The organism is Bacteroidales bacterium, assembly GCA_012517825.1.
Classification (GTDB): domain Bacteria; phylum Bacteroidota; class Bacteroidia; order Bacteroidales; family JAAYUG01; genus JAAYUG01.
On the sequence record JAAYUG010000007.1, the window covers coordinates 40,129 to 64,236 of the forward strand.

At 44.2% G+C, this 24,108-nt stretch carries 18 protein-coding genes; 8 read left to right on the forward strand and 10 right to left on the reverse strand.

All coding sequences use genetic code 11. The features are described from left to right. Nucleotides 1-93: 93 nt before the first annotated feature. The 5 genes from GX419_00490 to GX419_00510 form a co-directional block, all read right to left on the reverse strand. Complete coding sequence (locus tag GX419_00490) at nucleotides 94-2,517, reverse strand: FtsX-like permease family protein (GenBank protein ID NLI23170.1); 2,424 nt, start codon at nucleotides 2,515-2,517, stop codon at nucleotides 94-96. Between the two features lie 162 nt (nucleotides 2,518-2,679). Next, nucleotides 2,680-3,150: a ribonuclease HI gene (gene rnhA / locus GX419_00495; GenBank protein ID NLI23171.1), complete on the reverse strand. Its 471-nt coding sequence runs from the start codon at nucleotides 3,148-3,150 to the stop codon at nucleotides 2,680-2,682. Nucleotides 3,151-3,159: 9 nt separating this feature from the next. After that, nucleotides 3,160-5,316, reverse strand: coding sequence for a S46 family peptidase (locus GX419_00500; protein NLI23172.1), 2,157 nt, complete (start codon nucleotides 5,314-5,316; stop codon nucleotides 3,160-3,162). A gap of 130 nt (nucleotides 5,317-5,446) precedes the next feature. Further along, on the reverse strand, nucleotides 5,447-6,043 hold the full coding sequence (locus GX419_00505; protein ID NLI23173.1) for a ribonuclease HII: 597 nt from the start codon (nucleotides 6,041-6,043) through the stop codon (nucleotides 5,447-5,449). After that, nucleotides 6,024-7,193 (reverse strand): glycosyltransferase family 4 protein, encoded by a 1,170-nt coding sequence (locus GX419_00510; GenBank protein NLI23174.1) that lies wholly within the window; start codon nucleotides 7,191-7,193, stop codon nucleotides 6,024-6,026. Before GX419_00510 ends, GX419_00505 begins: the two co-directional genes overlap by 20 nt. A 138-nt stretch (nucleotides 7,194-7,331) precedes the next feature. Between GX419_00510 and GX419_00515 the strand changes: the two genes are divergently transcribed. The 8 genes from GX419_00515 (at nucleotide 7,332) to GX419_00550 (ending at nucleotide 17,318) form a co-directional block, all read left to right on the forward strand. Further along, nucleotides 7,332-7,916 carry a hypothetical protein gene (locus GX419_00515; protein NLI23175.1) on the forward strand — a complete coding sequence of 195 codons (585 nt, stop codon included), beginning with the start codon at nucleotides 7,332-7,334 and terminating at the stop codon, nucleotides 7,914-7,916. Between the two features lie 486 nt (nucleotides 7,917-8,402). Further along, on the forward strand, nucleotides 8,403-9,080 hold the full coding sequence (locus GX419_00520; protein ID NLI23176.1) for a response regulator transcription factor: 678 nt from the start codon (nucleotides 8,403-8,405) through the stop codon (nucleotides 9,078-9,080). Further along, the gene (locus tag GX419_00525; GenBank protein ID NLI23177.1) at nucleotides 9,077-10,318 is read left to right on the forward strand and encodes a HAMP domain-containing histidine kinase; all 1,242 of its coding nucleotides are present in this window, start codon (nucleotides 9,077-9,079) and stop codon (nucleotides 10,316-10,318) included. The genes GX419_00520 and GX419_00525 overlap by 4 nt, the downstream gene beginning before the upstream one ends. A gap of 10 nt (nucleotides 10,319-10,328) precedes the next feature. Next, nucleotides 10,329-11,612, forward strand: a complete 1,284-nt coding sequence (locus GX419_00530; protein NLI23178.1) for a TolC family protein — start codon at nucleotides 10,329-10,331, stop codon at nucleotides 11,610-11,612. Between the two features lie 10 nt (nucleotides 11,613-11,622). Continuing rightward, complete coding sequence (locus GX419_00535; GenBank protein ID NLI23179.1) at nucleotides 11,623-12,549, forward strand: efflux RND transporter periplasmic adaptor subunit; 927 nt, start codon at nucleotides 11,623-11,625, stop codon at nucleotides 12,547-12,549. Between the two features lies 1 nt (nucleotide 12,550). Further along, nucleotides 12,551-15,583, forward strand: coding sequence for an efflux RND transporter permease subunit (locus GX419_00540; GenBank protein ID NLI23180.1), 3,033 nt, complete (start codon nucleotides 12,551-12,553; stop codon nucleotides 15,581-15,583). Nucleotides 15,584-15,598: 15 nt separating this feature from the next. Continuing rightward, nucleotides 15,599-16,780 (forward strand): acyloxyacyl hydrolase, encoded by a 1,182-nt coding sequence (locus tag GX419_00545; protein ID NLI23181.1) that lies wholly within the window; start codon nucleotides 15,599-15,601, stop codon nucleotides 16,778-16,780. 73 nt (nucleotides 16,781-16,853) lie between these two features. Next, nucleotides 16,854-17,318, forward strand: a complete 465-nt coding sequence (locus GX419_00550) for a hypothetical protein (GenBank protein NLI23182.1) — start codon at nucleotides 16,854-16,856, stop codon at nucleotides 17,316-17,318. A gap of 520 nt (nucleotides 17,319-17,838) precedes the next feature. Here GX419_00550 and GX419_00555 read toward each other — a convergent pair. The 5 genes from GX419_00555 to GX419_00575 all read right to left on the reverse strand — a co-directional run. Continuing rightward, nucleotides 17,839-18,372 carry a hypothetical protein gene (locus GX419_00555; GenBank protein ID NLI23183.1) on the reverse strand — a complete coding sequence of 178 codons (534 nt, stop codon included), beginning with the start codon at nucleotides 18,370-18,372 and terminating at the stop codon, nucleotides 17,839-17,841. A 47-nt stretch (nucleotides 18,373-18,419) separates the two neighbouring features. Beyond that, entirely contained in the window at nucleotides 18,420-19,643 is a 1,224-nt protein-coding gene (locus GX419_00560; protein NLI23184.1) for an alanine dehydrogenase, read from the reverse strand. A 42-nt stretch (nucleotides 19,644-19,685) separates the two neighbouring features. Next, on the reverse strand, nucleotides 19,686-20,126 hold the full coding sequence (gene tsaE / locus GX419_00565) for a tRNA (adenosine(37)-N6)-threonylcarbamoyltransferase complex ATPase subunit type 1 TsaE (GenBank protein ID NLI23185.1): 441 nt from the start codon (nucleotides 20,124-20,126) through the stop codon (nucleotides 19,686-19,688). Then, entirely contained in the window at nucleotides 20,123-21,676 is a 1,554-nt protein-coding gene (locus GX419_00570; GenBank protein ID NLI23186.1) for a bifunctional response regulator/alkaline phosphatase family protein, read from the reverse strand. The genes tsaE and GX419_00570 overlap by 4 nt, the downstream gene beginning before the upstream one ends. Next, on the reverse strand, nucleotides 21,673-24,108 hold a 2,436-nt coding region (locus GX419_00575; protein ID NLI23187.1), incomplete at its 5' end, for a tetratricopeptide repeat protein. The genes GX419_00575 and GX419_00570, both read right to left, overlap by 4 nt.

The window sequence follows — 24,108 nt, forward strand, 5'->3', positions numbered from 1 at the left end:
TTTTATCACATGCTAAGATAATCAAAACAGGCCTTTTATCCTGAATCCTTTATCAGGAAACGGAAGAAACCCCTGACGGAAGTTCGCATGCACTTACTCGTACCGCAGAGCTTCAGCCGGATTGCGCAAAGCGGCCCTGTAAGTTTGCCACAGAATGGTGCCGACAGAAATAAGGATTACCAGAAAGGTGGTTAATATAAAAACCAGCGGGTTCAGATGGATGCGATAGGCAAAATCGGTAAGCCAGTTTTTCAGGTAGAACCATGCCAGAGGCCAGGCAATAAGGGATGCGATGGCAATCAGGGTCATGGTTTCCGAAGAGAGAAGAAGCACGATCGACCAGGGGTCACTGCCCATGATTTTTCTGACGCCTATTTCTTTTGTCCGCCGTGCAATTGAATAGGAAACAAGTCCCAGCAGGCCGAGGCAGGCAATGCTGATGGCAAGAATAGTGAAAAACAGGGCAAGGTTTCCTGTGCGTTTCTCTTCCTGGTATTGCTTGTTCAGTTCATCATCGAGAAAGAAATACTGAAACGGTTCATTGCTGGTCAATTTGTTCCAGAGGTTTTCGATCTGCGAAATGGAGTTCTGCATATCAGCCGGTTTCAGCCGGATGGAGATATAACCCCAGTTCCAGTCCTTGGGGCGCATTATAAAGATGGAAGGCTTAATTTCGGAACGAAGGGATTCGATGTTGAAATCGTTCACAACACCAACAACCTGAAGAAATTTAAATGAACCCTCAAAGGCCGGCAGGATAAACCGTGTTTTGGAAATATCTTCAATACCGAACTGCCGTTTTGCCACTTCGTTAATAACTGCGGCAGAGGAATCAGTCGCAAAATCGGCCGAGAGATAACGGCCTTCCACCAGTTTGAGCTGGTAGGTTTCGGCAAATTTATCGTCTGTCCAGAAGGTCTGCATGAGGTAGGTCTTGTTGGCTTCCTTTCCTTCCATACCATACCCGTTGTAATTGTTCAGCCGGCCGGGAATAGCGGTGCTGACACAAACGTTCGTTACACCGGGAAATTTCTTTACCTCTTCGATGAAAACTTTATTATTTTCCCGAAGGGAACCACCCCGTTCGATTACCAGCAGGTTTTCCCTGTTAAAGCCAAGATCTTTGGTTTGCAGGTATTTTAACTGCTGATAGATAACAACCGTTCCGCACAAAATGGCAACGGAAATAACAAACTGAAGAGTAACCAGGATTCTGCGCAGAGAGGAATTACCCTTTCCCTGCGAAAAACCACTTTTTAACACTTTGACCGGAGAGTAGGTTGAAAGAAGAAAGGAAGGGTATATACCGGCCAGAATTCCGATTACTACCGCGGCGGTAAGCAGGACAGCCCACATGAGGGAGCCTCCGAAAAGGTTCAGGCTGATGGAGAGGTTCATGGTATTATTAAACCATGGAGTGACCAGATCCACAAGGATAACGGCAAGAATGAGGGCCAGGAAAGTAATAATTACCGATTCGGTAAGAAACTGAAAAATCAAGGTTTTGCGGTCAGAACCTGCCACCTTTCTGATGCCGACTTCCCTTGCTCTTGTGGCCGACCGGGCCGTGGCCATGTTCATGTAGTTGATGCATGCCATGATGATGATAAAGGCGGCAATGAAGGAAAAAATTATCAGGTACCGTTTGTTCACGGCAGGAACAATTCCGCCCTGCACCGAATTATCAAGGTGTACATCAAGCAGCGGTTGCAATTTGTAACCGTACTGATTGCCTGCACTGAGCCAATCTTCCAGTTCGATTCCCATCATGGATTTTATTTCGTTTCCGATATATTTTTTCAGCATGTCGGGAATTTTATCTTCCAGCTGTTGCGCAGGAAAGCCGTTTTGCAGCTGGACATAGGTATAAAAGCTGTTGCTGATCCACTTTGTGAGGTCATAGTATTTAATTGACCTGAAGGTGACTATCATATTGAAACGGAACTGGGAGTTGACCGGTGGGTCCTGGGCAACGCCGGTAATCCGGTACCAGGTAGTATCGGTTTCGAACCGGATCAGCTTTCCAACGGGGTCGGCGTCGCCAAACATCCTGGAGGCGGTGGTTTTGGTAAGAACTACTGTATTGGGTTCCGTGAGAACTTTTTTGGGGTCACCTTTCAGCAGCGGGAAAGTGAACATGGTAAAAAAGCCCGAATCGGCATACAGGATGTTGTTTTCCAGAAAGCTTTTGTCATCAATTTTTATAAGGGTATTGCCGGTTTCCTGAATTCGCACGGCGTCCACAACTTCAGGAAAATCTTTTTTAAGGGTTGGGCCCAGAGGTGCACAGGTCCATGCACCGCGCAGGCGGTCTTCCCCAATCTTTCCGTCAAGATACAGTCGGTAGATATTGTCTGCATTGGTATGAAAGGTATCATAATGTTTTTCTCCCAGAACGTAGAGCAGGATCAGGATGGCACTGCCCAGCCCAATGGCAAGGCCGGTGATGTTAATGAAAGTATATCCTTTCTGCCTCCATAAAACACGCAGGGCAACCTTGAAGAAACTGGTAAACATAAGCGGCTTATTATGTGTTCAACAAAGCCTTGAAACAAATTATATACCAATGCAAGCAATACAATAGTCTACAAATAGTTAAGCTAAAATCAAATGCTCTGGTTGGTGATTAAAATGTCCGCTTTCGTACAACCGGATGTACGAAATCAGACAGGCCCGGGTTTATTCTTCCTGATTTTCGGGCTGGTAGCCGGTATCTTCTTCCGTGCCCGTAGCAGAAGCCGCCTGAACGGCAAGCTGGTCACAGCGGGTATTTTCAGGATGGTCGTTATGCCCTTTCAGCCAGTGGAATTTTACCTGATGCCGTCGGTAGAGTTCAAGAAACTGTTTCCACAGGTCGGCATTTTTCTTTTTGGCAAAGTTCTTTTTTTCCCATGCAAATACCCAGCCTTTTTCCACGGCGTCTACCACATATCGTGAATCGCTGTAGATGTCGACAACAGTTCCGGGAAATTTAAGCATTTTCAGGGCTTCGATAACAGCCATAAGTTCCATCCGGTTGTTGGTGGTAAGCCGGAACCCGCGGGCCACTTCCTTGCGGTGATTGCCGGAGACAAGGATAATACCGTATCCTCCGGGGCCGGGATTTCCTTTAGCAGCGCCGTCGGTGTAAATGGTTACGTGATGCGGCATGGCCGGAATCTATTCAACAATCTGCATTTCATTCAGCAAATGCGAGGCTCCGGCAAACTTGTCAATAATGAAAAGTACATACCGGATATCGACACAGATGGTTTTCTGTTTTTCAGGGTCATACTGGATGTCGCCGGTCATTCCTTCCCAGTTTCCGTCAAATGCAATGCCTACCAGTTCTCCGTTTGCGTTCATAACCGGACTGCCTGAATTTCCTCCTGTGATGTCGTTGTTGGTAATAAAGCACACCGGCATTTCCCCGTTTTCTCCGTAGCGGCCATAATCCTTGTTTCTGAACAGTTCTTTCAGTTTGGGTTCCACTGCAAAATCAAGGCTTCCCGGATCCTCTTTCTCGATCACGCCTGCCAGGGTGGTTTTGTAATCATAAAACACCGCGTCCATGGGCTTATAATCTCCCACGGTACCATAAGTAAGCCGCATGGTGCTGTTGGCATCGGGGTAAAATACCCTGTCGTTCTGCATTTCCATCAGGCCGGCCAGAAAAAGTCTTTGCCCGCGATCAAGGTTTGCATTGAAACGCGACATCATGGCATCAATTTCAAAGTATTTCGAAAGAAATGATTTCAGCAGAACGATTACCGGGTCTTTGTCCAGTTTGTTCAGATCCGGTTTGCTGAGAAAATTAAGAAACAGATCTTCTTTTACAAAAATGGATTTCGAATACAGGTAATCGACATACCGGTTAAAATCTCCCTTGTATTTTTTCTGAATGGTGCTGAAAATATCGGGATGAAATTCCTGGGCGACGTTATCGTAAAAGAGTTTCAGCATGGCCGCGGCTGTCTTTTTATCGGTTTCCAGGTTATAGTCTTTATAGAATTTATGGGCATTCTTTTTGATTTCGTCGGCATAGGCTTTAGCACGTGCGGCGCTGTCTTTTCCAAACCGCAGGGCCATATAGAGTTTATCGATAACCAGCGAATATTCGAGGACTTCAATACCGTTGTAGAGGGCTTCCATCAGGTATTGCGAAGCCTGAACGTATTCTTTTCTCCCGTCGTATGCATCGCGGATCAGCTGGAGGGCGTTGCCGTATCGGGCTTTTCTTTCCGGATTGGCCGCAACCCAGTCAGAAAAATTTTTTTCCAGTGCCTGCCTTTCTCCGATGAGGGGCAGAAGCCTGAACCCTCTCTGCTGCCCGATGGAATATTTGTAGTAGTTGCTGGAAGTAGCGTATTTGTCGGCATACTGGAGCCTGATTTTCGGGTCAGCGTTCATATCGCGCTGCCAGATATCGAGTTTCATACCTCGCACTTTGATGCGGATGGGATTGTTAATCTGCTGGGTTTCCAGTATTCCCCATGAAGGGAGGTACCGGTCGGTTCTTCCGGGATACCCCATGATCATGGTATAATCTCCTTTGTGTACCCCTTTGATGGATACGGGCAGGAATTTTTTGGGTTTCAGGGGAACGTTGTTGGGTGAATATTCAGCCGGAGAGCCATCGGGCGCGCAGTAAACCCTGAACAGGGAAAAATCGCCTGTGTGCCTGGGCCACATCCAGTTATCGGTATCGCCCCCGAATTTACCTATGGAGGAGGGAGGGGCTCCGACCAGCCGGACATCCTTATATGTTTGGTAAACAAGAAGATAGAACTTATTCCCTTCGAAAAACGATTCCACTTTTGCCTCGTATTTGTTGATGCTGTCGGTAGCTTCTTTGGTAATCTTATCGCTGATTTCTTTAATTTTTTTGCTGCGTTCATCTTCGGTCATGTCGTAGGTGAGGCCTGAAAGGATGCGGTCGCTTACATCTTCCATCCGGATAAGAAAGGTAACGGTTTTTCCGGGATTGGGAAGTTCCTGGTCGCGGGTCATAGCCCAGAAGCCGTTGGTCAGGTAATCGTGTTCGAGGGTGCTGTGTGCCTGTATTTCGCTGAAACCGCAATGGTGGTTGGTGAGCAGAAGCCCTTCGGCCGAAATAAACTCAGCCGTACACATGCCATGGTCCAGAGCAACCACAGCATCTTTCAGCGAGGAGTGATTGATGCTGTAAATGTCTTCGGCCGTAAGCCTGAGGCCAAGCTGCTGCATTTTGGTGATATTCAGCCTTTCAACCAGCGGAAGAAGCCACATGCCTTCGTCGGCAAAAAGCCGGAATGAGAAAGAAATGACGAGCGCCAGTAACAGGAACAGTTTTTTCATATTACACGTTTAAAAGGTTATTGTTTTGCACATCTGTAAGGAAACTTCCGTTGGTCTGCCGGGTGGTCACGTCAGGTCAACAGGGCATTTTTCCAACACCAAACTTTGGTTTCAAAACTAATGATTTTTTTTATGTGAATAGTTCTTTCTGAACCGGATGCAAAAAAGATCTCCTGTGATGGGGCGAGGGGCCGCTGAGGGTGAGTGCCTGGCGGTGGAACAGGGTAGGGTACCCTTTGTTTTTGTTCCATCCGTACTGGGGAAACTCATCATGCAGTTGCACCATATAGTCGTCGCGGAAGGTTTTGGCAAGTACCGATGCGGCGGCAACGGGAGCCAGGAGGTCATCTCCCTTGACAATGCAGTGGTAAGGGATGTCTTTGTAAGGTACAAAGCGGTTTCCGTCAATCAGCAGGAGGTCGGGCACGGGGGAAAGCTTCTCAATGGCTCTGTGCATGGCAAGGAAAGTTGCCCTGAGGATGTTGAGCCGGTCGATTTCTGCGGGTGAGGCCATGCCTACGCCCCAGGCAAGGGCTTTGCTGAGAATGATTTCACGCAGTTCGTAGCGGAGGGATGGACTGAGTTTTTTTGAATCGCGCAGGCGGGGTTCCAGGAAATCGGGAGGAAGAATTACGGCCGCAGCGAAGACCGGTCCTGCGAGACATCCTCTGCCGGCCTCATCGCATCCGGCCTCAATGCACGAAGGGTTATAGTGCAGTTGCATCATGGTTGCTCCTGAGAACGTTTTCCATGCTTTGCCAGAGGAGGCCGGCCGTGCGGTCCCAGCTGAAAACATTGCGGCGCAGGCGTCCTTTTTCAATGAGGCTCTGACGGATATTGTCATCGTTACTGAGGGTTTCCATAGCCCGTGCCACCGAAGCCGCATCGTTCGGATCAACGTACAGGGCAGCATCACCGGCCACTTCGGGCAACGAAGTTACCCGGGAAGCAATAACCGGAACATCGCAGTGCATCGCTTCAAGCAGTGGAATTCCGAAACCTTCGAAGTGGGAAATGCATACCAGGGCAAGGGAGGAGGCCAGCAGCCGATGCAGGGTTTCTGTGGGCACCCTGCCGGTAAAAATCACATCCGTCCTGTATTGCATTTTTTTCCAGGTGTGGTGTATTTCCTTTTTCCCAAACCAGGCAGGACCTGCAAGAACCAGTTTGATGCCGGAAGGATTTTCCCTGCGGTAGAGTTCAAATGCCTTCAGGGCCGTGACAATGTTTTTTCTGGGGTGAAGCGAACCAACCATTATAAAATAAGGGCTTCCACCCGTAAACGTTCTGCGGACCCTCATTTGTTCGTCGGGAGGCAGCGGAACAAACCTTTCGGAAGCGCCGTTGTAACAAACGTCAATTTTGCTTTCCGGAATGGTGTAGGTACGGGAGATGTCGGTCCGGCTGTATTCCGAGACGGTGACAATGCGGGCGGCCTTTCTGGCAAAGCGCGGAAAAAAATGATGGTAAAAGGTGCGGGTAAGAAAAGGAAGATCCTGAGGGCGGTGTTCAAAGTTCAGATCGTGAATAACGGGTATGCAGGGCACAGAGCAGCGGAGCGGCAGAAACCCGTCGGGCGATAAAAAAAGGTGGGGCTTTATCCGTCGTATTGCCAGGGGTAAAGACCACTGAAACCATATGTGCCAGAGCACAGGGTGACGGGCAGGAGGAGGTATGACCAACGGTTTTACATTCGGACCAAACAGAAATTCTTTCGAAAAGGGCCGGTCAAAAAGAAACCAGAACTCATGTTCCGGGTGTTCTGTAACAAGCCTTCTCAGGGTTTCGTAGGTGAAATTGCCGATTCCGTCCAGTTTCCCGGCCAGCAGCAAACGCGTATTCACGGCAATCCGGTAAGGCATTCTTTCGTACAGCATTAAACTTACCTGTAAAGTAACAAATTTTTAGGCAGGTAAGAAAAATAATTCCGGGGTATTCTTTGTTTAATTGCCGGAAAAATGATACATTCGATTTACTGAATAACCAACCGATTGTTCAACTAAAAAATGAAAAACATGATTCATAAAATTTCTGTTGTTTTCTTTGCCTGCTTTTTTTCAGCGGGATTGCTCCAGGCACAGGAATATGCCACCGACAAGGGAGCAGGATTGTTTAATATTACGGGCAATTTTTCAAGCAGTGGCGGTTCTCTTTTTGAAGACAGCCATGGTCATTACAGCAATTCAGCAATTTTTGGCCTTGGTGCAAGCCGTTTTGTTGCACGGAATGTTTTTCTGGGTCTGGGATTCGGCTATGGCCGCCAGTCACAGGGTGATTGGTATTCCACAACATATGGCATAGGGCCTCACATTGGTCTGGCGGCCGGAGGACAAAAAAGCCAGGGTTTCCCCTTTATTACTTTTGGAGTAAGGTATTATGGGGCCAATTTCAAAACAGACATCTGGTCAGGAAATACAGTTGAAGCAGTTGGCAGTGATATCTTCGGAGGGCTTGGCATTGTTATTCCCATAAGAAAATATGTAGGATTAACGTTCGAAGGCAATTATCATGCCCTGAGTTTGAATGATCAGAATGATCACCATTACGGAGGGAAAATATTTATGCTGGGAATAGGCCTAATCGGTGTTTTTTATAAATAAAGCCGCATAGCCTCAGGCTTTCATTTTGTTACAGCGGGGTTTGCCCGGATGGGGGCGCAAAATGCCAACGCACTGCGCATTAGTTCGCTTCTCTCCTAATGCGCAATCCTGGCTTAAAAAAGTATGTATTAAAGAAAGTAAGGGAACCACATTTTTACAACGAATTATCAAATATCAGAAAGCATAAAATAGAGGGAACTTCTTTTCACTCCTTCGAAAACCATGGAAGCGTTTGAAAAAAAGTCAAATTCGAACGAGTCGTACCGGCCAAGTTTCTCCAACAAACATCTGTATATCAAATAAATAATCTTGTTTCTTGCAATGAAAAATTTAAAATGAAAAAATTTTTATTTACTTCACAATCTACAAAAAATCCGATTAATAGAGGTCAAACCCATAGGCAAAATTCACACCTGTCTGTCTTATCTTATGCTTTCCAAAAAGATACTTTAGATTTCCTTTAGAATTATTCAGTAACTTTGCTTCATGAAGGTCCTTATTGTTGAAGATGAAATTGAATTACTGACTGAGATAAGCAACTATCTCACCAAAGAAAATTACATCTGCGAATTGGCTGAAAATTTTTCCAAAGCATATGACAAAATTACTATTTACGAATATGATATTATTCTGTTAGATATTACTTTACCCGATGGTAATGGTCTTGATTTGCTAAAAACAATCAAAAAATACAATATCAAAGCAGGAATTATTATTCTTTCGGCAAAAAACTCATTAGATGATAAAATTATCGGCCTCGACCAGGGTGCAGATGATTATTTGACAAAACCTTTTCAGTTGTCAGAATTAAATTCGAGGATAAAAGCTTTGCTGCGAAGAAGAAACTTTTCTGGTTCTGATATTGTAACTTTTAACGAAATAACAATTAACACAGACAGTAAAATCGTCACAATCAATGATCAGCAACTTACGCTTACTAAAAAGGAGTATGATATACTACTGTTCTTTATAGTAAACCAAAACCGTGTTCTGACAAAGGAAGCAATTGCAGAACACTTATGGGAGGATACCATTGATCTGGCAGATAGTTTTGATTTTATTTATACACACCTGAATAATATCCGCAAAAAAATAAAACAGGCAGGTGGGAAAGATTATATCAGAACAATTTACGGGATGGGCTACAAACTTTCGGAGAAATGAAATTTTTGACGAAAATTAACCGCAATTATTTGATACTTTTTACTACCATCCTGCTTACGGTAACGATTGCCGGATATTTTGTTCTGCATATTATCATCATGCGCGGGGCGAAAGAAAGACTACTGGGAAAAATGTATCTCATAGAGAAAGAGATCGCAAATACAGGAGAAATTCCAAACCTCTATCCGATTATTGAAATACAAAAGACCAGCGAGGCACCTGTTATCAAACCAACATTCAAAGAAGTGATTATACGGAATGAAATGGAGAACGAAGACGAAATCTTCCTGGAATATTCAAAAAAAATTAAAGTTAATGATTCATGGTATCTGGTAAAATTGCGTCAATCGTCTTTTGAAAATGAAGATTTGATTTTAATTTTAGCTCTTACCCTTTTCACGTTGCTTTCTTCAGCATTTATTATATCGTTCTTTATAACAAAAAGAATGAATAAAACAGTATGGGCCGATTTTGAACATAATCTTCATGAAATTGAAAGCTTCGGCTTGAGTCAAAATCAAAATATTTCACTTTTAGAAACAAGCATCGAAGAGTTTCAGCGACTGAATCAGGTAATCAATAATTTAACGCATAAATTGAAGTCGGATTATTTAATGCTGAAAGAGTTTACAGAAAATGTCTCGCATGAAATTCAAACCCCTCTTTCGATTGCTTTGCTCAATTTGGAGCAAATCCTTCAACAGGATTTGAAGGAAGAAACCTTTCAAAGAGTGGTTAAATCTATAAATGCTTTAAAACGGCTTTCTGCATTGAATCAAAGTCTTATTTTACTTGCAAAAATCGAAAACAAACAATTCATAACTGATAAAGAAATCTCTTTCAAAGAGCTTGTAAGCCGTAAGGAAAAGGAATTTTCCATTCTTTTTGAAGCAAAAAAACTGGATATAAAGTTGCTAATAGAGCAGGATTTTATAGTTGAAATGAATGAACAGCTTGCAGATATATTAATTAACAATTTATTTTCAAATGCCATTAATCATAATATCGTTGGCGGCGATATCAGAATATTTATGAACGCAAAAACTTTTGAAATATGTAACACCGGTGAAAATAACTTACTGACGGATGATACTATTTTCAATCGTTTTGTCAGTGGCAACCCGAAGTCATATGGACTGGGCCTGGCGATTGTTAAAAAAATCTGTGAGACCAGTAATCTGAATATTCGTTACCTGAAGAATGATTACCATTGTTTTATAATTAATTCAAAAATTTAAACCGTAAAAATTGAAAACCTATATTGTACAAATAGTATTGTTATGTTTACCCGGATTTATAGGTGCTCAGCAACGGAACCTGGATTTTTACATCAGACAAGCCAAGGCATCAAGTCCACTGATTAACCAGGCGAACAACAACAATAAGATTGTCGGTCTTGACCTGGAACAAATCAGAAATATCCTTACAAAGCCTGAAATCAACGTAGAAGCCAGTGCCTTGTTAGCCCCTATTATTGCACATGACAATAATCGCAACCGTTTCCAACTGGTTTCGAATGGCGCAAACAGTTACTCCGGTTACGACATGGCATTGACCGATGGCGGACAGTATCAGTCGGTTATATCGCTCAGACAACCTTTGTTCACAGGTTCCCGTTTTGGAGCTTATTCTGAAATGGCCGACATTTCGCGACAGATAAATGAAAATCGTATTACGCTTACTGCGCACGAACTGGAAAGAATAATTAGTCAGCAATACCTTCTTTGCCTGAAAGCAAAAAGGACAGCTGAAACAAACCGGCAGCTTTTGCTGGTACTTGGCGAGCAAATGGACTTAATGCAAAAATTAGTTGAAAATGCTGTTTATACACAGTCAGATTTAATGTTGTTGCAGATTGAATATGATAATTTTAAACTGAATTACGAAAGTGCGCAGTCGGATTACCTGACGAACCTGTTTGACCTGAACCTGCTCAGTGGAATTAAGGACACCGTTATTGTTGACCTTGAGGAAATTAAACCACAAATAAAAAATCCTCCAGTTACAGCTTCAGAATTTGTAAATTCTTACCGGCTCGACAGTCTTGGCATTATTGCTGAACAGAACATCAGCAACCTTAAATACAAACCACAGCTCAATTTTTTTGTCAATGCTGGTATGAATGCCGTTTACCTGCCGGCGTTCAACCGGTTTGGTTTCAGCACCGGACTTACCCTTGGCTGGAATATTTTTGATGGCTACCAGAGGAAACTGTTAAAGCAGAAAACGGAGATAACCCTTCAAACGATCGATTTTGAGAAGCAGCATTTTATCACCCAAAAGGAGATTAATGAAAATGCCATTCTGAAACAGATTGATTTGGTTGAAAAGCGAAAGGTTCTGGCCGACAGCCAGTTAAACGAATACGATAAACTTCTGAAGGTTTATCGGGCCAAACTGGCGCAAGGTGAAATTTCAGTAATTGATTATAAAACAATATTCAGAGACCTGGCCGAAAAAAAGCATGAACGCGCTCTGCTCGACCTGGAAGAAAAGGCATTAATCATCTCATACAATTATTGGAATTACTAATAGGAACTTTATGAAATCAGCAGTAAATTTTATTTTAATAACCTTTTTGCTCGGATTTTTTGTTTCGTGCAAAAGCAAAACCATAGATACGACAATAAATACCGATGTACCCAAGGTAGCGGTCAAAACAACAACTGTTATATATGGTGAAATTGATGATATCGTTAGTTTAAACGGCAAAACAGTATTTCTGAAAAAAGATGCTGTTATTTCATCCATCACCGGATACGTGAAAAAAGTGAATGTTCAGTATGGTGATGAGGTGCATAAAAATGATCTTCTTTTCGAAATTCAGACCAAAGAAAACAGAGCGTTGGAAAATTCAGGACTTGATCAGGAACTGGCCTCATTAAAAAGCGGAATAGTAAGTATCCTTGCCCCATCTGATGGCATCATAAGCGACTTGAATGCCAATTCAACGGGAATGTTTGTTGCCGAAGGCGCCCAACTTTGCACCATTGTTGCCAATAAGGAAATAACAGTGCTGGTAAATGTTCCGTATCAATACAACAAATGGATCAAAATTAATAAAGCATGTAAGATTATATTGCCCGACAGCACCTTCCTCGATGGGAATATTGTTAAAATAATGCCTTTAATCAATGCAGTAACGCAAACGCAGGATGTTCTGATAAAAGTCCGGGATAACCGACAGGTACCTGAAAATTTGAATGTCATCGTTCAATTTGTCCGGTCAAACCATTCTAACGCCATGTTGATTCCCAAGGAAGCTCTGTTGACCAACGAAGCACAGCAGGCGTTTTGGGTGATGAAAATTCTGCACGACAGCCTTGCCATCAATGTACCTGTTAAAAAAGGATTTGAAAACAATCGGATGGTTGAAATCTTTTCCCCAGATATTTCGGTAAATGACACTTTAATAAGCGAAGGCGCTTACGGGTTGCCCGACAGCACCATAGTAAAAGTCGTAAAATAATATGGAGAAGATATTTGTCAGATTCAAAAGTCCGGTAGCAGTAATGCTGCTGATCATTTTAACAGGTGGTGCGTTATCATATAAAATGATGAAAACGTCCTTGCTCCCCAATGTAACTTTCCCAAAAATTAAGATTATTGCTGAAAACGGCGAACAGCCAGTTGACAAGATGATGGTAACGGTTACAAAACCGCTCGAAAATGCTATCAAACAAGTTGAAAACCTGAAACTGATCCGCAGTATAACCAGCATGGGAAGTTGCGAAATTTCAGCTTTCATGGATTGGGGCTCCGACATTGACCTTGATAAACAACAGGTTGAATCACGAATTAACCAGATTAAAAACTCTCTGCCACCTGATGTACAGATTACAGTTGAGAAAATGAACCCTTCCATCCTGCCAGTGATAGGATATTCGCTTCAATCGGATACCAAGAGCCAGATTGAGCTGAAACTGATTGCCGAATACACTGTAAAGCCGTATTTATCACGTGTGGATGGAGTTGCAGCTGTTCAGGTGATTGGAGGGAGGGAAAAGGAATATAGGATTATTCCTGATATTCAAAAACTTAAACTTTTAAAAATCAGTACACAGGATATTGCTTCGGCCATTCAGCAAACCGGTTTTATTAAATCGAACGGCTATACTATTGATTACAAGCGGCTTTACCTAACGGTAACCGATGCCACTATTTCCAGCAAAGAACAGCTTGAAAACCTGGTCCTGTTTAATGATGCCAACCGTCAGATTAAAATCTCGGATATAGGCCGGGTGGAAATTTCAGAAAAAAACGAATACGTGAAAATCAAAGCCGATGGACGCGATTTCCCTCTTGTAGCTATAGTGAAACAACCCAACAGCAACCTGATTGATGTGGTGACTCAGGTCTCTGAAAAAGCTGCTGAACTAAATCATCTTCTTCCCAAAGGTGTTATTCTGAAACAGTATTATAACCAGGCTGAATTTGTTAACAGCAGCATCAGAAGTATTATTGATGTGCTCTGGATCGGATTATTGCTCTCAATTGTTGTTGTCATCGTGTTTTTGCGATCGTATAAAGCAAGTTTGGTACTTCTTGTTACCATTCCGTTAACGTTGGCACTCACTTTTATTGTGTTGCATTCAATCGGGTCAGATTTTAACATTATGACCATCGGTGCTATCGCGGCAGCTATAGGTTTGATAAATGACGATGCCATCATTGTTTTGGAACAGATTCACCGTGCACACGAGGCAAATCCGCAGAAAAAATCAAATGAACTGGTCGGGAAAGCCGTTCAGTACCTGTTCCCTGCCATGGTAAGCTCGTCATTAAGTACCATTGTTATCCTTATTCCATTTGAATTGATGACAGGAATTGCCGGTGCTTATTTTAAAATTCTCACGGAAACAATGATCGTAACCCTGTTATGTTCGTTTTTTATTACCTGGATAGGATTGCCGGTTATATACCTGCTATTTTCCAATGATAAAAATTTTTCCGGGAAAAATCGTGCATTCCATGCTCCGGAATACAAATGGCTTGAAACTTTATATAAAAAACCGTATTTAATCGGCGTTTTCATTATACTATTGGTTATCAGTATTATATTCATTTTCCCGAGATTGCAGACAGGTTTCCTTCCCGACATGGACGAAGGTTCAATTGTGCTGGATTACAATAGTCCGGCAGGCACCTCCCTGGAGGAAACTGACCGGATGCTGAACGAAGTAGATAAAATCATCGAAGCAATTCCTGAAGTAAAAACTTATTCGCGGCGCACCGGAACGCAGATGGGCTTCTTTATTACCGAGCCAAACCGTGGTGATTACCTTATTGAGTTAAAGAAAAAAAGAAACCGGACTACAGTTGAGGTATCGGATGAAATACGGAAGAAAATAGAAAGTACATTACCTGCCCTAACTGTTGATTTTGGTCAGGTAATAGGTGATATGCTGGGCGATTTGATGAGTAGTGTGCAACCCATAGAAATAAAAATTTTCGGCAGCGACCATAACGAATTACTGAAATTGTCAAAACAAGCGGCAGACAGCATACGAACTGTCGCAGGCACTGCCGATGTATTTAATGGCATTGTAGTTGTCGGCCCGGTAATGAAAGTTTTGCCCAGAGAAGGAAAACTGAAACAATTCGGGCTCACCCCATCACAGCTTCAGGAACAAATCAGTGTTTATCTCGACGGATTAGTTGTGGGAACGGTACCGGAAAAAGAACAGTTAACAAACATCCGGATGATATTCCCGGTCAATAATAAAACTCCGCTTGATGCAGTAAAACAAGTTGAGATATGTACTTCCTCAGGCAATTATGTTCCATTATCCGATTTTGCTGATTTTACAGTTTTAAGTGGCGTTTCTGAAATTCAGCGCGAAAACCTCCAGTCCATGGGAGTAATTACTGCAAGGTTAAATAACAGGGACCTGGGAGGTGTGATGAAAGACATTCAACATAAAATGAAAAGCATAAGTTTGCCTCCATCTTACCAGATCGTTTATGGAGGTTCTTATGCTGAGCAACAAAATTCGTTTGCCGAATTACTGAAGATACTTATTGCAGGCGGCTTACTGGTTTTTGCTGTTGTTTTATTTATGTTCAAAAAACTGAAATATTCTCTTATCGTGCTATTTATAAGCGTGATGGGAATTGCAGGTAGTGTCATTGCCTTATATCTTACCCATACGCCTCTGAATGTGGGAAGCTACACCGGACTGATTATGATCATAGGAATTATTGGTGAAAACTCTATCTTCACAATACAGCAGTATTTATCAGAATTGAAAAATGGAGGAAATAATGCACTTATACGCGCTGTTTCAGCTCGTTTACGGCCTAACCTGATGACGGCTTTAGGCGCTATAGTTGCACTTTTCCCCCTTGCATTGGGCATTGGTACCGGTGCACAAATGCATCAACCTTTAGCAATTGCGGTCATTGGAGGTTTCATTTTAGCATTACCATTGTTATTAATTGTATTGCCTGGCCTTTTGAAGTTGATAATTAGAAATAGCGCATCGGAAACACAAGAAGATTAAAATTCAATCTCTTAGATGAGAATCTCCTGTATCTTGTTTTTTTTATCAATTTCAATTTTTTCTCAGGCGCAAAATGATTCTGCGGGTAAATATAAAAGCAGGATATGGGAAAATCTATCCATACAGGGAATATATCAGAATGGATATGTATTTGCTACAAACAATTTCTTAAGGGGAACCAATATTGAAGCAACAAGAATCAATGCTTTTCAGACATTTTCCCTGAAATTTTCCAACCAGACAACAGGAGACAAACTTTGGCAACAATTATATAAATATCCCAATTGGGGGATTGGGGTTTACGTTGCCGATTTTTACAACCCGGAGGAAATAGGTTTCCCGATAGCTGTGTACGGATTCTTTAATGCCCCATTTAAAAGATGGGATAAGCTGTGTTTTAATTACGAACTTGGTTTTGGTGCCACTTTTAACTGGAAATCTTTTGATCCGGTTACCAATAAATATAATATTGCTATTGGTGCCGGGGAATCTTTTATTATTGATGCCGGGTTAAACCTGCAATACAATTTAACTGAGAGGATTGAACTTATTACAGGTTTTAGTCTTACTCATTTTTCCAATGGAGCACTTAAAAAACCAAATTTTGGAATAAATACTGTTGCTCCAAAGATTGGACTTAAATATAATTTTTATGAACCTCCCTCCCTTGTAAGGCGGAAGGTGCCAGAATTTCAGGGAGAAAATGAGTGGCTTGTTTCTGCCTACGGCGGCGCAAAGAATGTCATTTTTGATTCGGTTAGTATTGACATAATGGAAAAATATGAAGGAGTCTTTTTCCCGGTTTTTGGTATTTCATTCGGTTATAACAGGCATATTAGTTATAGGTCAAAAATCGGATTTGGAGTGACAGTTTCTTATGATGGTTCCGTCAATGCCCAGGTTGCAATTGAAAAAAACGAACTGGATCCTGTGGATGGTCCTCTTACAGACAAACTTCAGCTAAGTATCTATCCTTCCTATGAGCTCGTTGCAAATAAAGTATCATTGGTCCTGCAACCTGCGTTTTATCTTTACCGAAAAAAAATAAAAAATGAATCGCCGAACTTTCATCAGAGAATTGGCCTTAAATACCAGATAACAGATAATATTTTTGTCGGAATAATTCTTCGTGATTACGCTTTTCACGTTTCCGACCATATAGAATGGACATTAGGGTATAGAATACTCAGTGATTGACACAGCTTGAAAATTCCTTTAGAATCGTAGTTTACATTTGCTTGTTTAAATTAACAATTTAAAACCAAGTACAATGAAAACAAAGCTTTTAATTATTTCAGCTGCTCTGCTGATGAGCATATTTAGTTACGGACAAACTGAAAAAAATGTCCCGTCCGTGGTCAAATCTTCTTTTACACAAAAATTCCCCAAAGCCACCAATGTGAAATGGGCTAAGGAAAATGACAAAGAGTGGGAAGCAGAATTTAAAATGGACGGTAGAAACTATTCGGCAAACTTTGACAATACCGGAGCCTGGATGGAAACAGAATACAAGATCAGCGCAAATGAGATCCCTGGCGCTGTAAAAACTGCGATTGCCAAAGAATTTGTGAGTTACAAAACTGACGCATCAGAAGTTTCTGAAACGGCCAAAGGGAAAGTGTATGAGTTTGTGCTCAGTAAAGGCGAGGAAAAAATGGAAGCTGTTTTTGATCCTAATGGAAAACTTATCAAAAAGCTGACAATTAAAGAAGAAAATGAGAAAGAAGAAAAATAGTTTTCGAAACCTCGTAAATAATTGATTTCTGGGCGCTTGTACCTGGTTAACGTTAAACGTTACCTTCAGCAAGCGCCCTTTCTTTAAAATTGCCTGCGGGTATAATGGCTCACCTTGCAGTTCCTTTTTCTTCATCCTACCCAACTTTTTTTTATTCTTCAAGCCCCCTGATTCATCAAACAGGATTATGGAAAGGAATCGATAATTTTAAGCCAATGAACAAAATAACTTGAGAGCAAACTCAAGGATGAACTTTTAACATACATTGCGAATGAGAATATTCGCATTTTGCCCAGAGGGCCTTTGCTGTAATTCCTGACATTACGGCATTCACAGCCAACCGGGCTCCCCTGTTTTAACTTGGCCTGAGCACAAGGTTTTCACGTTCATAAAAGAAATTTCTTTTTGGAAACATGTTTGGGTTTTTACCAGGATAATGCTGGTAAGTGGCAAAACCAAACGGAACGAAAAGTTTTTAAACGTCGCCAACCTGAAACCACACCTGCTCCGCATCCGATTTTTATGGAAACAAAGTTGTTCCGTCAGGTTGATAGACCCAGCGAAAGGTTACTTCTGCATATTGTCCGGTGAGGTTATCGGGAAGAAATTTTACGGAGGTAATCAGAATTTTTGCATATGTAGGAACAATTGAACGGTAGGTAATAACCTGATTGACGGCGATTGTATCCGATAAGGCTGCAAAGGACGTGGTTTTCACTTCAGAATATGCCGAAAAAAAAGCCAGGGCAGAAGAAGAATCTCCAAAGGTACCATTGGTATAGAATGCCTTATCGTTCTCGGGACTGGCAAGAAGTACTCCGGTAAGATTTCCCTGCGGGTCGGTGAGGGCCTGTGCAACCAGATCGATGCGCACGCTGCCGGAACCCGGATAAGGATGGTTTTTCCCTGTGCTAAAGGAAAACCCATACGTATAATAAGGCCCGGTACCGTAAAGTTTTGTCGAAATAACCGCCTCTCCTGATAGCTTAACTTTTTCTTCTTTCCGGCAGGTTGTTAAAAGCGACAGGATGATGCCTGACAGGATCAGAAGCAAGCTATTTTGCAAATATTTTTTCAGGAAAGGAAACATAAAAGGCTGTATTAAAAAGCTGCCATCAGCAGGTTGATGTCTTGAAAGGGCAGGGAGAAAAGGTCGGCAATGGTTTTGCTGGTAAGGATGCCGTTGAATATGTACACTCCGTTACGGAAGCCTGTATTGAACTTGATGGCCTTTTCAATGCTTCCGGTTTCGCCTATTTCGAGGAGCAGGGGGAGAAATACGTTACTGAGTGCGATGGATGCCGTGCGGGCCACGCGCGAAGGCAGGTTAGGCACCGAATAATGGATTACGTTATGTTTAACATATACCGGATCAGATAGAGGCCTGCATTCGGAAGTTTCAATGCACCCACCCTGGTCAATGCTCACATCAATGATCACTGACCCGCGTTTCATGGTTCTGACCATGTCTTCGGTTATCAGAAAACGGGGTTTGTTTTCCCGTATATGCAGGGCGCCGATAAGCACATCGGCCGAGCGGAGCGATTTTTCGAGAACGTTGGGGTGGAAAATGGAAGTATAGACAGGGAAGCCGACGTTGGTCTGAAGCCGGCGAAGCCTGTGCACCGAATTGTCGAAAACTTTCACCAGCGCGCCCAGTCCGATGGCCGCACGGGTAGCATATTCAGCCACCGTACCGGAGCCAAGTATCACCACCTCGGTAGGGCTGATACCGGGAATACCGCCCAGCATCACTCCCTTGCCTCCGTGGGCTGTACTGAGCAGTTCGGCGGCAATATGAATGGCCGTTATTCCGGCAATGGAACTCATGGAGTTGACCACAGGATAGGTGTCGTGTTCGTCTTTAATACTCTCAAAGGCAATGGCTGTGACCTTTTTCTGCAGAAGGCCGGCGATGTACTCCTGTTGCTGTGATTGAATATGCAGGGAAGAAAGAACGGTTTGTTTCCCTTTCAGCAGCTGAATATCGTCTTTGTTCAGAGGAGCCACTTTCAAAACGATATCGGCCCGCAAAACCTGTTCGTGCGAAGTAAGGATGTAGGCTCCCCGTTCGCTGTAATCGGTATCGCTGTAATTGGCTGACCTGCCGGCATTCTGTTCCACAAGAATTTCATGGCCGTGGCCAACCAGTATTTCAACCGCCTCGGGGGTAAGAGGAACCCTGCTTTCGTTTTTGTCGGGTTCACAAGGAATGCCGATAACAAGCCTCTGGCGGCGCACCGCCGTATCGAGTTTTTCTTCCTGAGGCATCAGCCCCTCCCGGAGTAAGGGATTCTGAACCTGCGATGTCTGATTTTCAGCCATACCCGATAATTAATTGGATAAAGGTAATACAATTTCACGGATCTATTCCATACTGCCGGCCGTCTGAACCGTTACGGAACGTGTACCATCCGGATTGACCTGAATGAACACCTGAAGCAGTTCCTCAGGAAGCAGTTGGTCAATTCGTTCCGGCCATTCAATCAGGCAGATGTTTCCGCTGAAAAAATATTCTTCATAGCCAATATCGTAGGCTTCGGTAATGTCTTTGATCCTGTAAAAATCAAAATGATAGATGATGCGGCCGTTTTGTGTAAGGTATTCGTTGACAATGGCAAACGAAGGGCTGGTGACGGCACCGGAAACGCCGAGCTGTTTGCAGATTTCGGCAATCAGAGTGGTTTTTCCGGCTCCCAGCTCGCCATAAAAAGCAACAACGGGATATTGTTCCATGAGCGGCAACAGATGGCCTGCCACCAGGGGAACATCCTGCAGGGAATTCATGCCCAGACGAAGTGGTTTCATTTTGGTTGCAGGGTTATCAGAGGAATCAGCATTTCTTCCATTGATATACCTCCGTGCTGGAAGGTATTCCGGTAATAGTTGACAAAATAGTTATAATTGTTGGGATAGACAAGGAAGTCATATCCGGTGGCAAAAATGTACGAAGAAGTCACTCCGGCCGCGGGAAGATGAGCCCTGGCAGGCTGGCGGATTTCAAATACTTCTTTGGGATTGTAGTTCAGATTGCGCCCTTGTTTATAACGCAAATTGACGCTGGTCTTTTTATCGCCGACAACTTTCACCGGATTGGCAACCCGCACGGAGCCGTGATCGGTGGTAATGACAAAGGTGACCGGATGAGCGGCCAGTGCTTTGATAAGATCGAAGAGATAGGAATGCTGAAACCACGAAAGGGTGAGCGACCGGTAAGCCGGTTCATCCACCGCCAGCTCGCGGATAACCTCCATTTCGGTACGGGCATGCGACAGCAGGTCAACAAAATTGTAAACAAGCACAACCAGGTCGTTCCGCAGCAGGGATGGAATGTCTTCGAGGAGTTTTCTGCCGGCTTTCAGGTTGTTGACCTTTTCGTAGAAGGTTTTTGCATTTTTCCCTGCCCGGCTTAACTGACGGCGCAGAAGTTCCTCCTCGTACTGGTTTTTCGATTCCTCTTCCTCTTCCGAAATCCACAAATCAGGAACCAGTTGCCCGATTTCCAGCGGCATCAGGCCGGAAAAAAGGGCATTGCGTGCAAACTGTGTTGCCGTGGGCAGGATACTGCAATAGAGTTCATCGTTCACAACCGTAAGGTAGTCCTTTACCAGCTGGTAAATAACCTGCCACTGGTCAAGGCGGAGGTTGTCAATCACAATGAATACCACCTTCTCACCCTTATCGAGCAGGGGGAAAATGGTGTTTTTCATTACACTGGGCGAAAGAAGGGGCTTGGCGGCGTTTTTTTCGTCAAACCAGCCCAGGTAGTTCTGGCTGACATATTTTGCAAATTCGCGGTTGGCTTCGTTTTTCTGAAAGAGAAGGATTTCTTCCATTTCGGCGCCGGCCGAAGCTTCCAGTTCCAGTTCCCAGTAAACCAGTTTGCGGTAAATTTCGCACCAGTCATCGAAATTGCGGGCAGAATTTATCCGCAGGCTGATGTTGGAAAACTCGGCCTGGTAATCCCGTGTTGTTTTTTGTGATACCAGCTCACGGGTCTGGGTGTGTTTTTTTATTGACAGGAGAATCTGGTTGGGATTGACGGGTTTAATCAGGTAGTCGGCAATTTTTGAACCGATCGCCTGATCCATGATGTTTTCCTCTTCGCTTTTTGTAATCATCACAACCGGAACATCGGGCCGGAGGGTTTTTATACGGGAAAGGGTTTCCAGCCCGCTCAGTCCGGGCATGTTCTCATCAAGAAATATCAGATCGAATGCCCTTTCACTGACCTGGCCTATGGCATCATTGCCGTTGGTAACAGTAACCACTTCGTACCCCTTCTCCTGAAGAAAAAGAATATGGGGGCGCAGCAGGTCAATCTCGTCGTCAACCCATAGTATCAGTGTCTTTTTCATTGCAGGGGATAATGGTTTGTATAGAAACGCAGGTATCGTTCAGTGCTTGTATCTTTTTTGAGGGTAGCCAGGTTGGGTTCAGAAATGACAAACAAATAGGACGATTCGGCATTTACATCGCGGAAAATGCCAGGGTCTTTCAAAAGGTACCCAAGGTAAGCAAGGGCATCGGAGCTGTTGGAAAAGACGTTTACGGTAACAATCTGCTGGTTTTTTCCGAGGTTTTCGCCCTGCACGTTAAGGGTTAATTTCGGGAACTGATCGAGGTTGAAGTTGATGAGGTTAAAAATGAGCTGGTTCATGTTGGCTGTGGACGGAATCACAATGGCGGCATAGTGCTTTACTCCGGGGTTGTAGGCATAAATTTCGGCGGCGGTTTTTTCTTCGGCCTTTTCCTTTATCTCAGGATATTTGTTGTCCATGAAATCGAGCATGATACGGGCGTTGGAAGCGGGTTCTGAGGCCGGGAAGGCGGCAAGGATGGTGTTCAGGGTACTGCGGAGGGAATCGCGTTGATTGAGACGGGCAAAGGCAAGGGCTTTCAGGTAGAGATACCGGGCAGTAAGCGAAGTATCTTTTTCTTCGCGCAATGCCTGGGTTGCGAGTGCAATAACTTCCGGGAAATGTTCCTGCAGGTAGTTGGTGTACACTTCCTGATACCGTCGCAACGGCCTTTGCTGTTCTTCCCTCAGGTGCTCGATATATTCCGGATCAGTAAGTACGCGGGCATAATAGTTATCGGGGTACTTTGCCGTCAGCAGATTGCGGTACGCCATAGCATCCGTGGTCTTTCCGAGGCCGGAGAAAATGGAATACAGGTTATACAGGGCCTGGGGTTCATAGGAACTGCCGGGGAAGCGCCTGATGAGCTCCCGGAAGGATCCTGCCGCCAGAAGGGGTTCGTTGAGTTTTTCGAGGTACAGGGTTCCGGCATTGAACAAAGCTTCTTCGATACGCTTGCTGGAAATAGCCCTCAGGGAGTCGGTAAAGGGAATATCTTTCAGGTAAAATTCCCTTGATTTGTTGCTGAGGGCTTTTCCTGCCTCTTCCTGTGTGCCGTTGCGTCCCGCCTCTGCCAGGTTCGATTCGGCCATGCCGGTTGAAACCCCTTTGTTTAACCGCCTCCAGTTGTCTTCCAGTTTGCGGTTTCCCCATTTTCGCCTGAATTCCATTTCGCCCTGTGTACGTATATTGGTATTGTAGAAGTACCATTGTCCGGCCGCAGTAGGATCCTGAAGAACCTGCTGGCCGTAGCCGGTATTGATCTGGTCGGCCAGCATCTGCTCGGCCATTTTCTGCCGTTCCTCGGCTTCTTTCTGCACCACCGATTCGATGATTTTGTCGATGAATGCATTCAGATCCTCCTTGCTCATGTACGACAGGCGTTGCAGGCTGTCTTCGCGCTGAATTGTCTGGATGTTCCGGGCGAGCTGGATGAGGTTTTGTGCCCGGGCCATAATCTGGTCATAGTTTTTAAAGTTTCTGCGGTCAACAAACGAAGAGGCACTGTCGTAATAGGCAGCTGCAGAAATATAGTCGGGCCGGCTGAAGTAGAGGTCAGCTACAGCCAGGTAGGAAAGAGCCTTCTGGCGGTTGTTGGTGCCTGACACCCGGGCAGAACGGGCGTAAAAGGAAATTGCCTCGGCTGTATCTTTCTGCCGCAGGGCAAGGTTTCCAAGCGCATAATAAATCTGGTCGAGGTACTCTTTGTTCTTCTGGTCATTTGCCAGTTTCAGCAATTCCCTGCGGATGGCGCCGGCCGACCCGGTACCTTCCTTTACGTTCGAAGCCATGTAAATGCGGGCGTTGAAAGTTACCTCATAGGGAGGATTCATTTTCACAACACGGGCAAAGCACTGGTTGGCCTTTTCGGGGTTTCCCGTGAGTGTGTAAATCTGCCCCAGAATGAATGTCCAGCGATACCGGTCGGTTTTATTGCGGGCTTCTTTCAGGGCTTTCTCAAGCGGTTGTGCGGCCTGGACATATTGTTCACTGCGGAGATAATAATGTGCCAGTGTGGCCTGCAGGTCTCCGGCCAGGCGCTCCGGGAAGGCAGGTTCATTGGATAGGGCATCCATCAGCTTCTTTGCTTCGGCCATTTCTCCGGTTTCAATGTAAACATGGGCTAACCATACCAGCGCATCGAACCGGATTTCCTCCCCCTGGAACTGGTTGATCATGAAGCGGAAGGTTTCCTGGGCCAGCTTATAATTCCTCTGGTAGAAATGCGATTTCCCGATCAAAAGATAGGCTTTTTCCACCCAGGGATTGTATTCATTCTTGTTGTAAAAGGCTTTTTCCTTTTCGCTGAGAACTTCGCGTTTCATCACAGGTTTTGCCTTGATGGAATGCAGGGCGATAACCTTGGAAGCCTTCTTTGATGCCCGGTCAAAATCGCCGGCGGCCGATCTGGCAAGGCTTTCGTCGTCCCA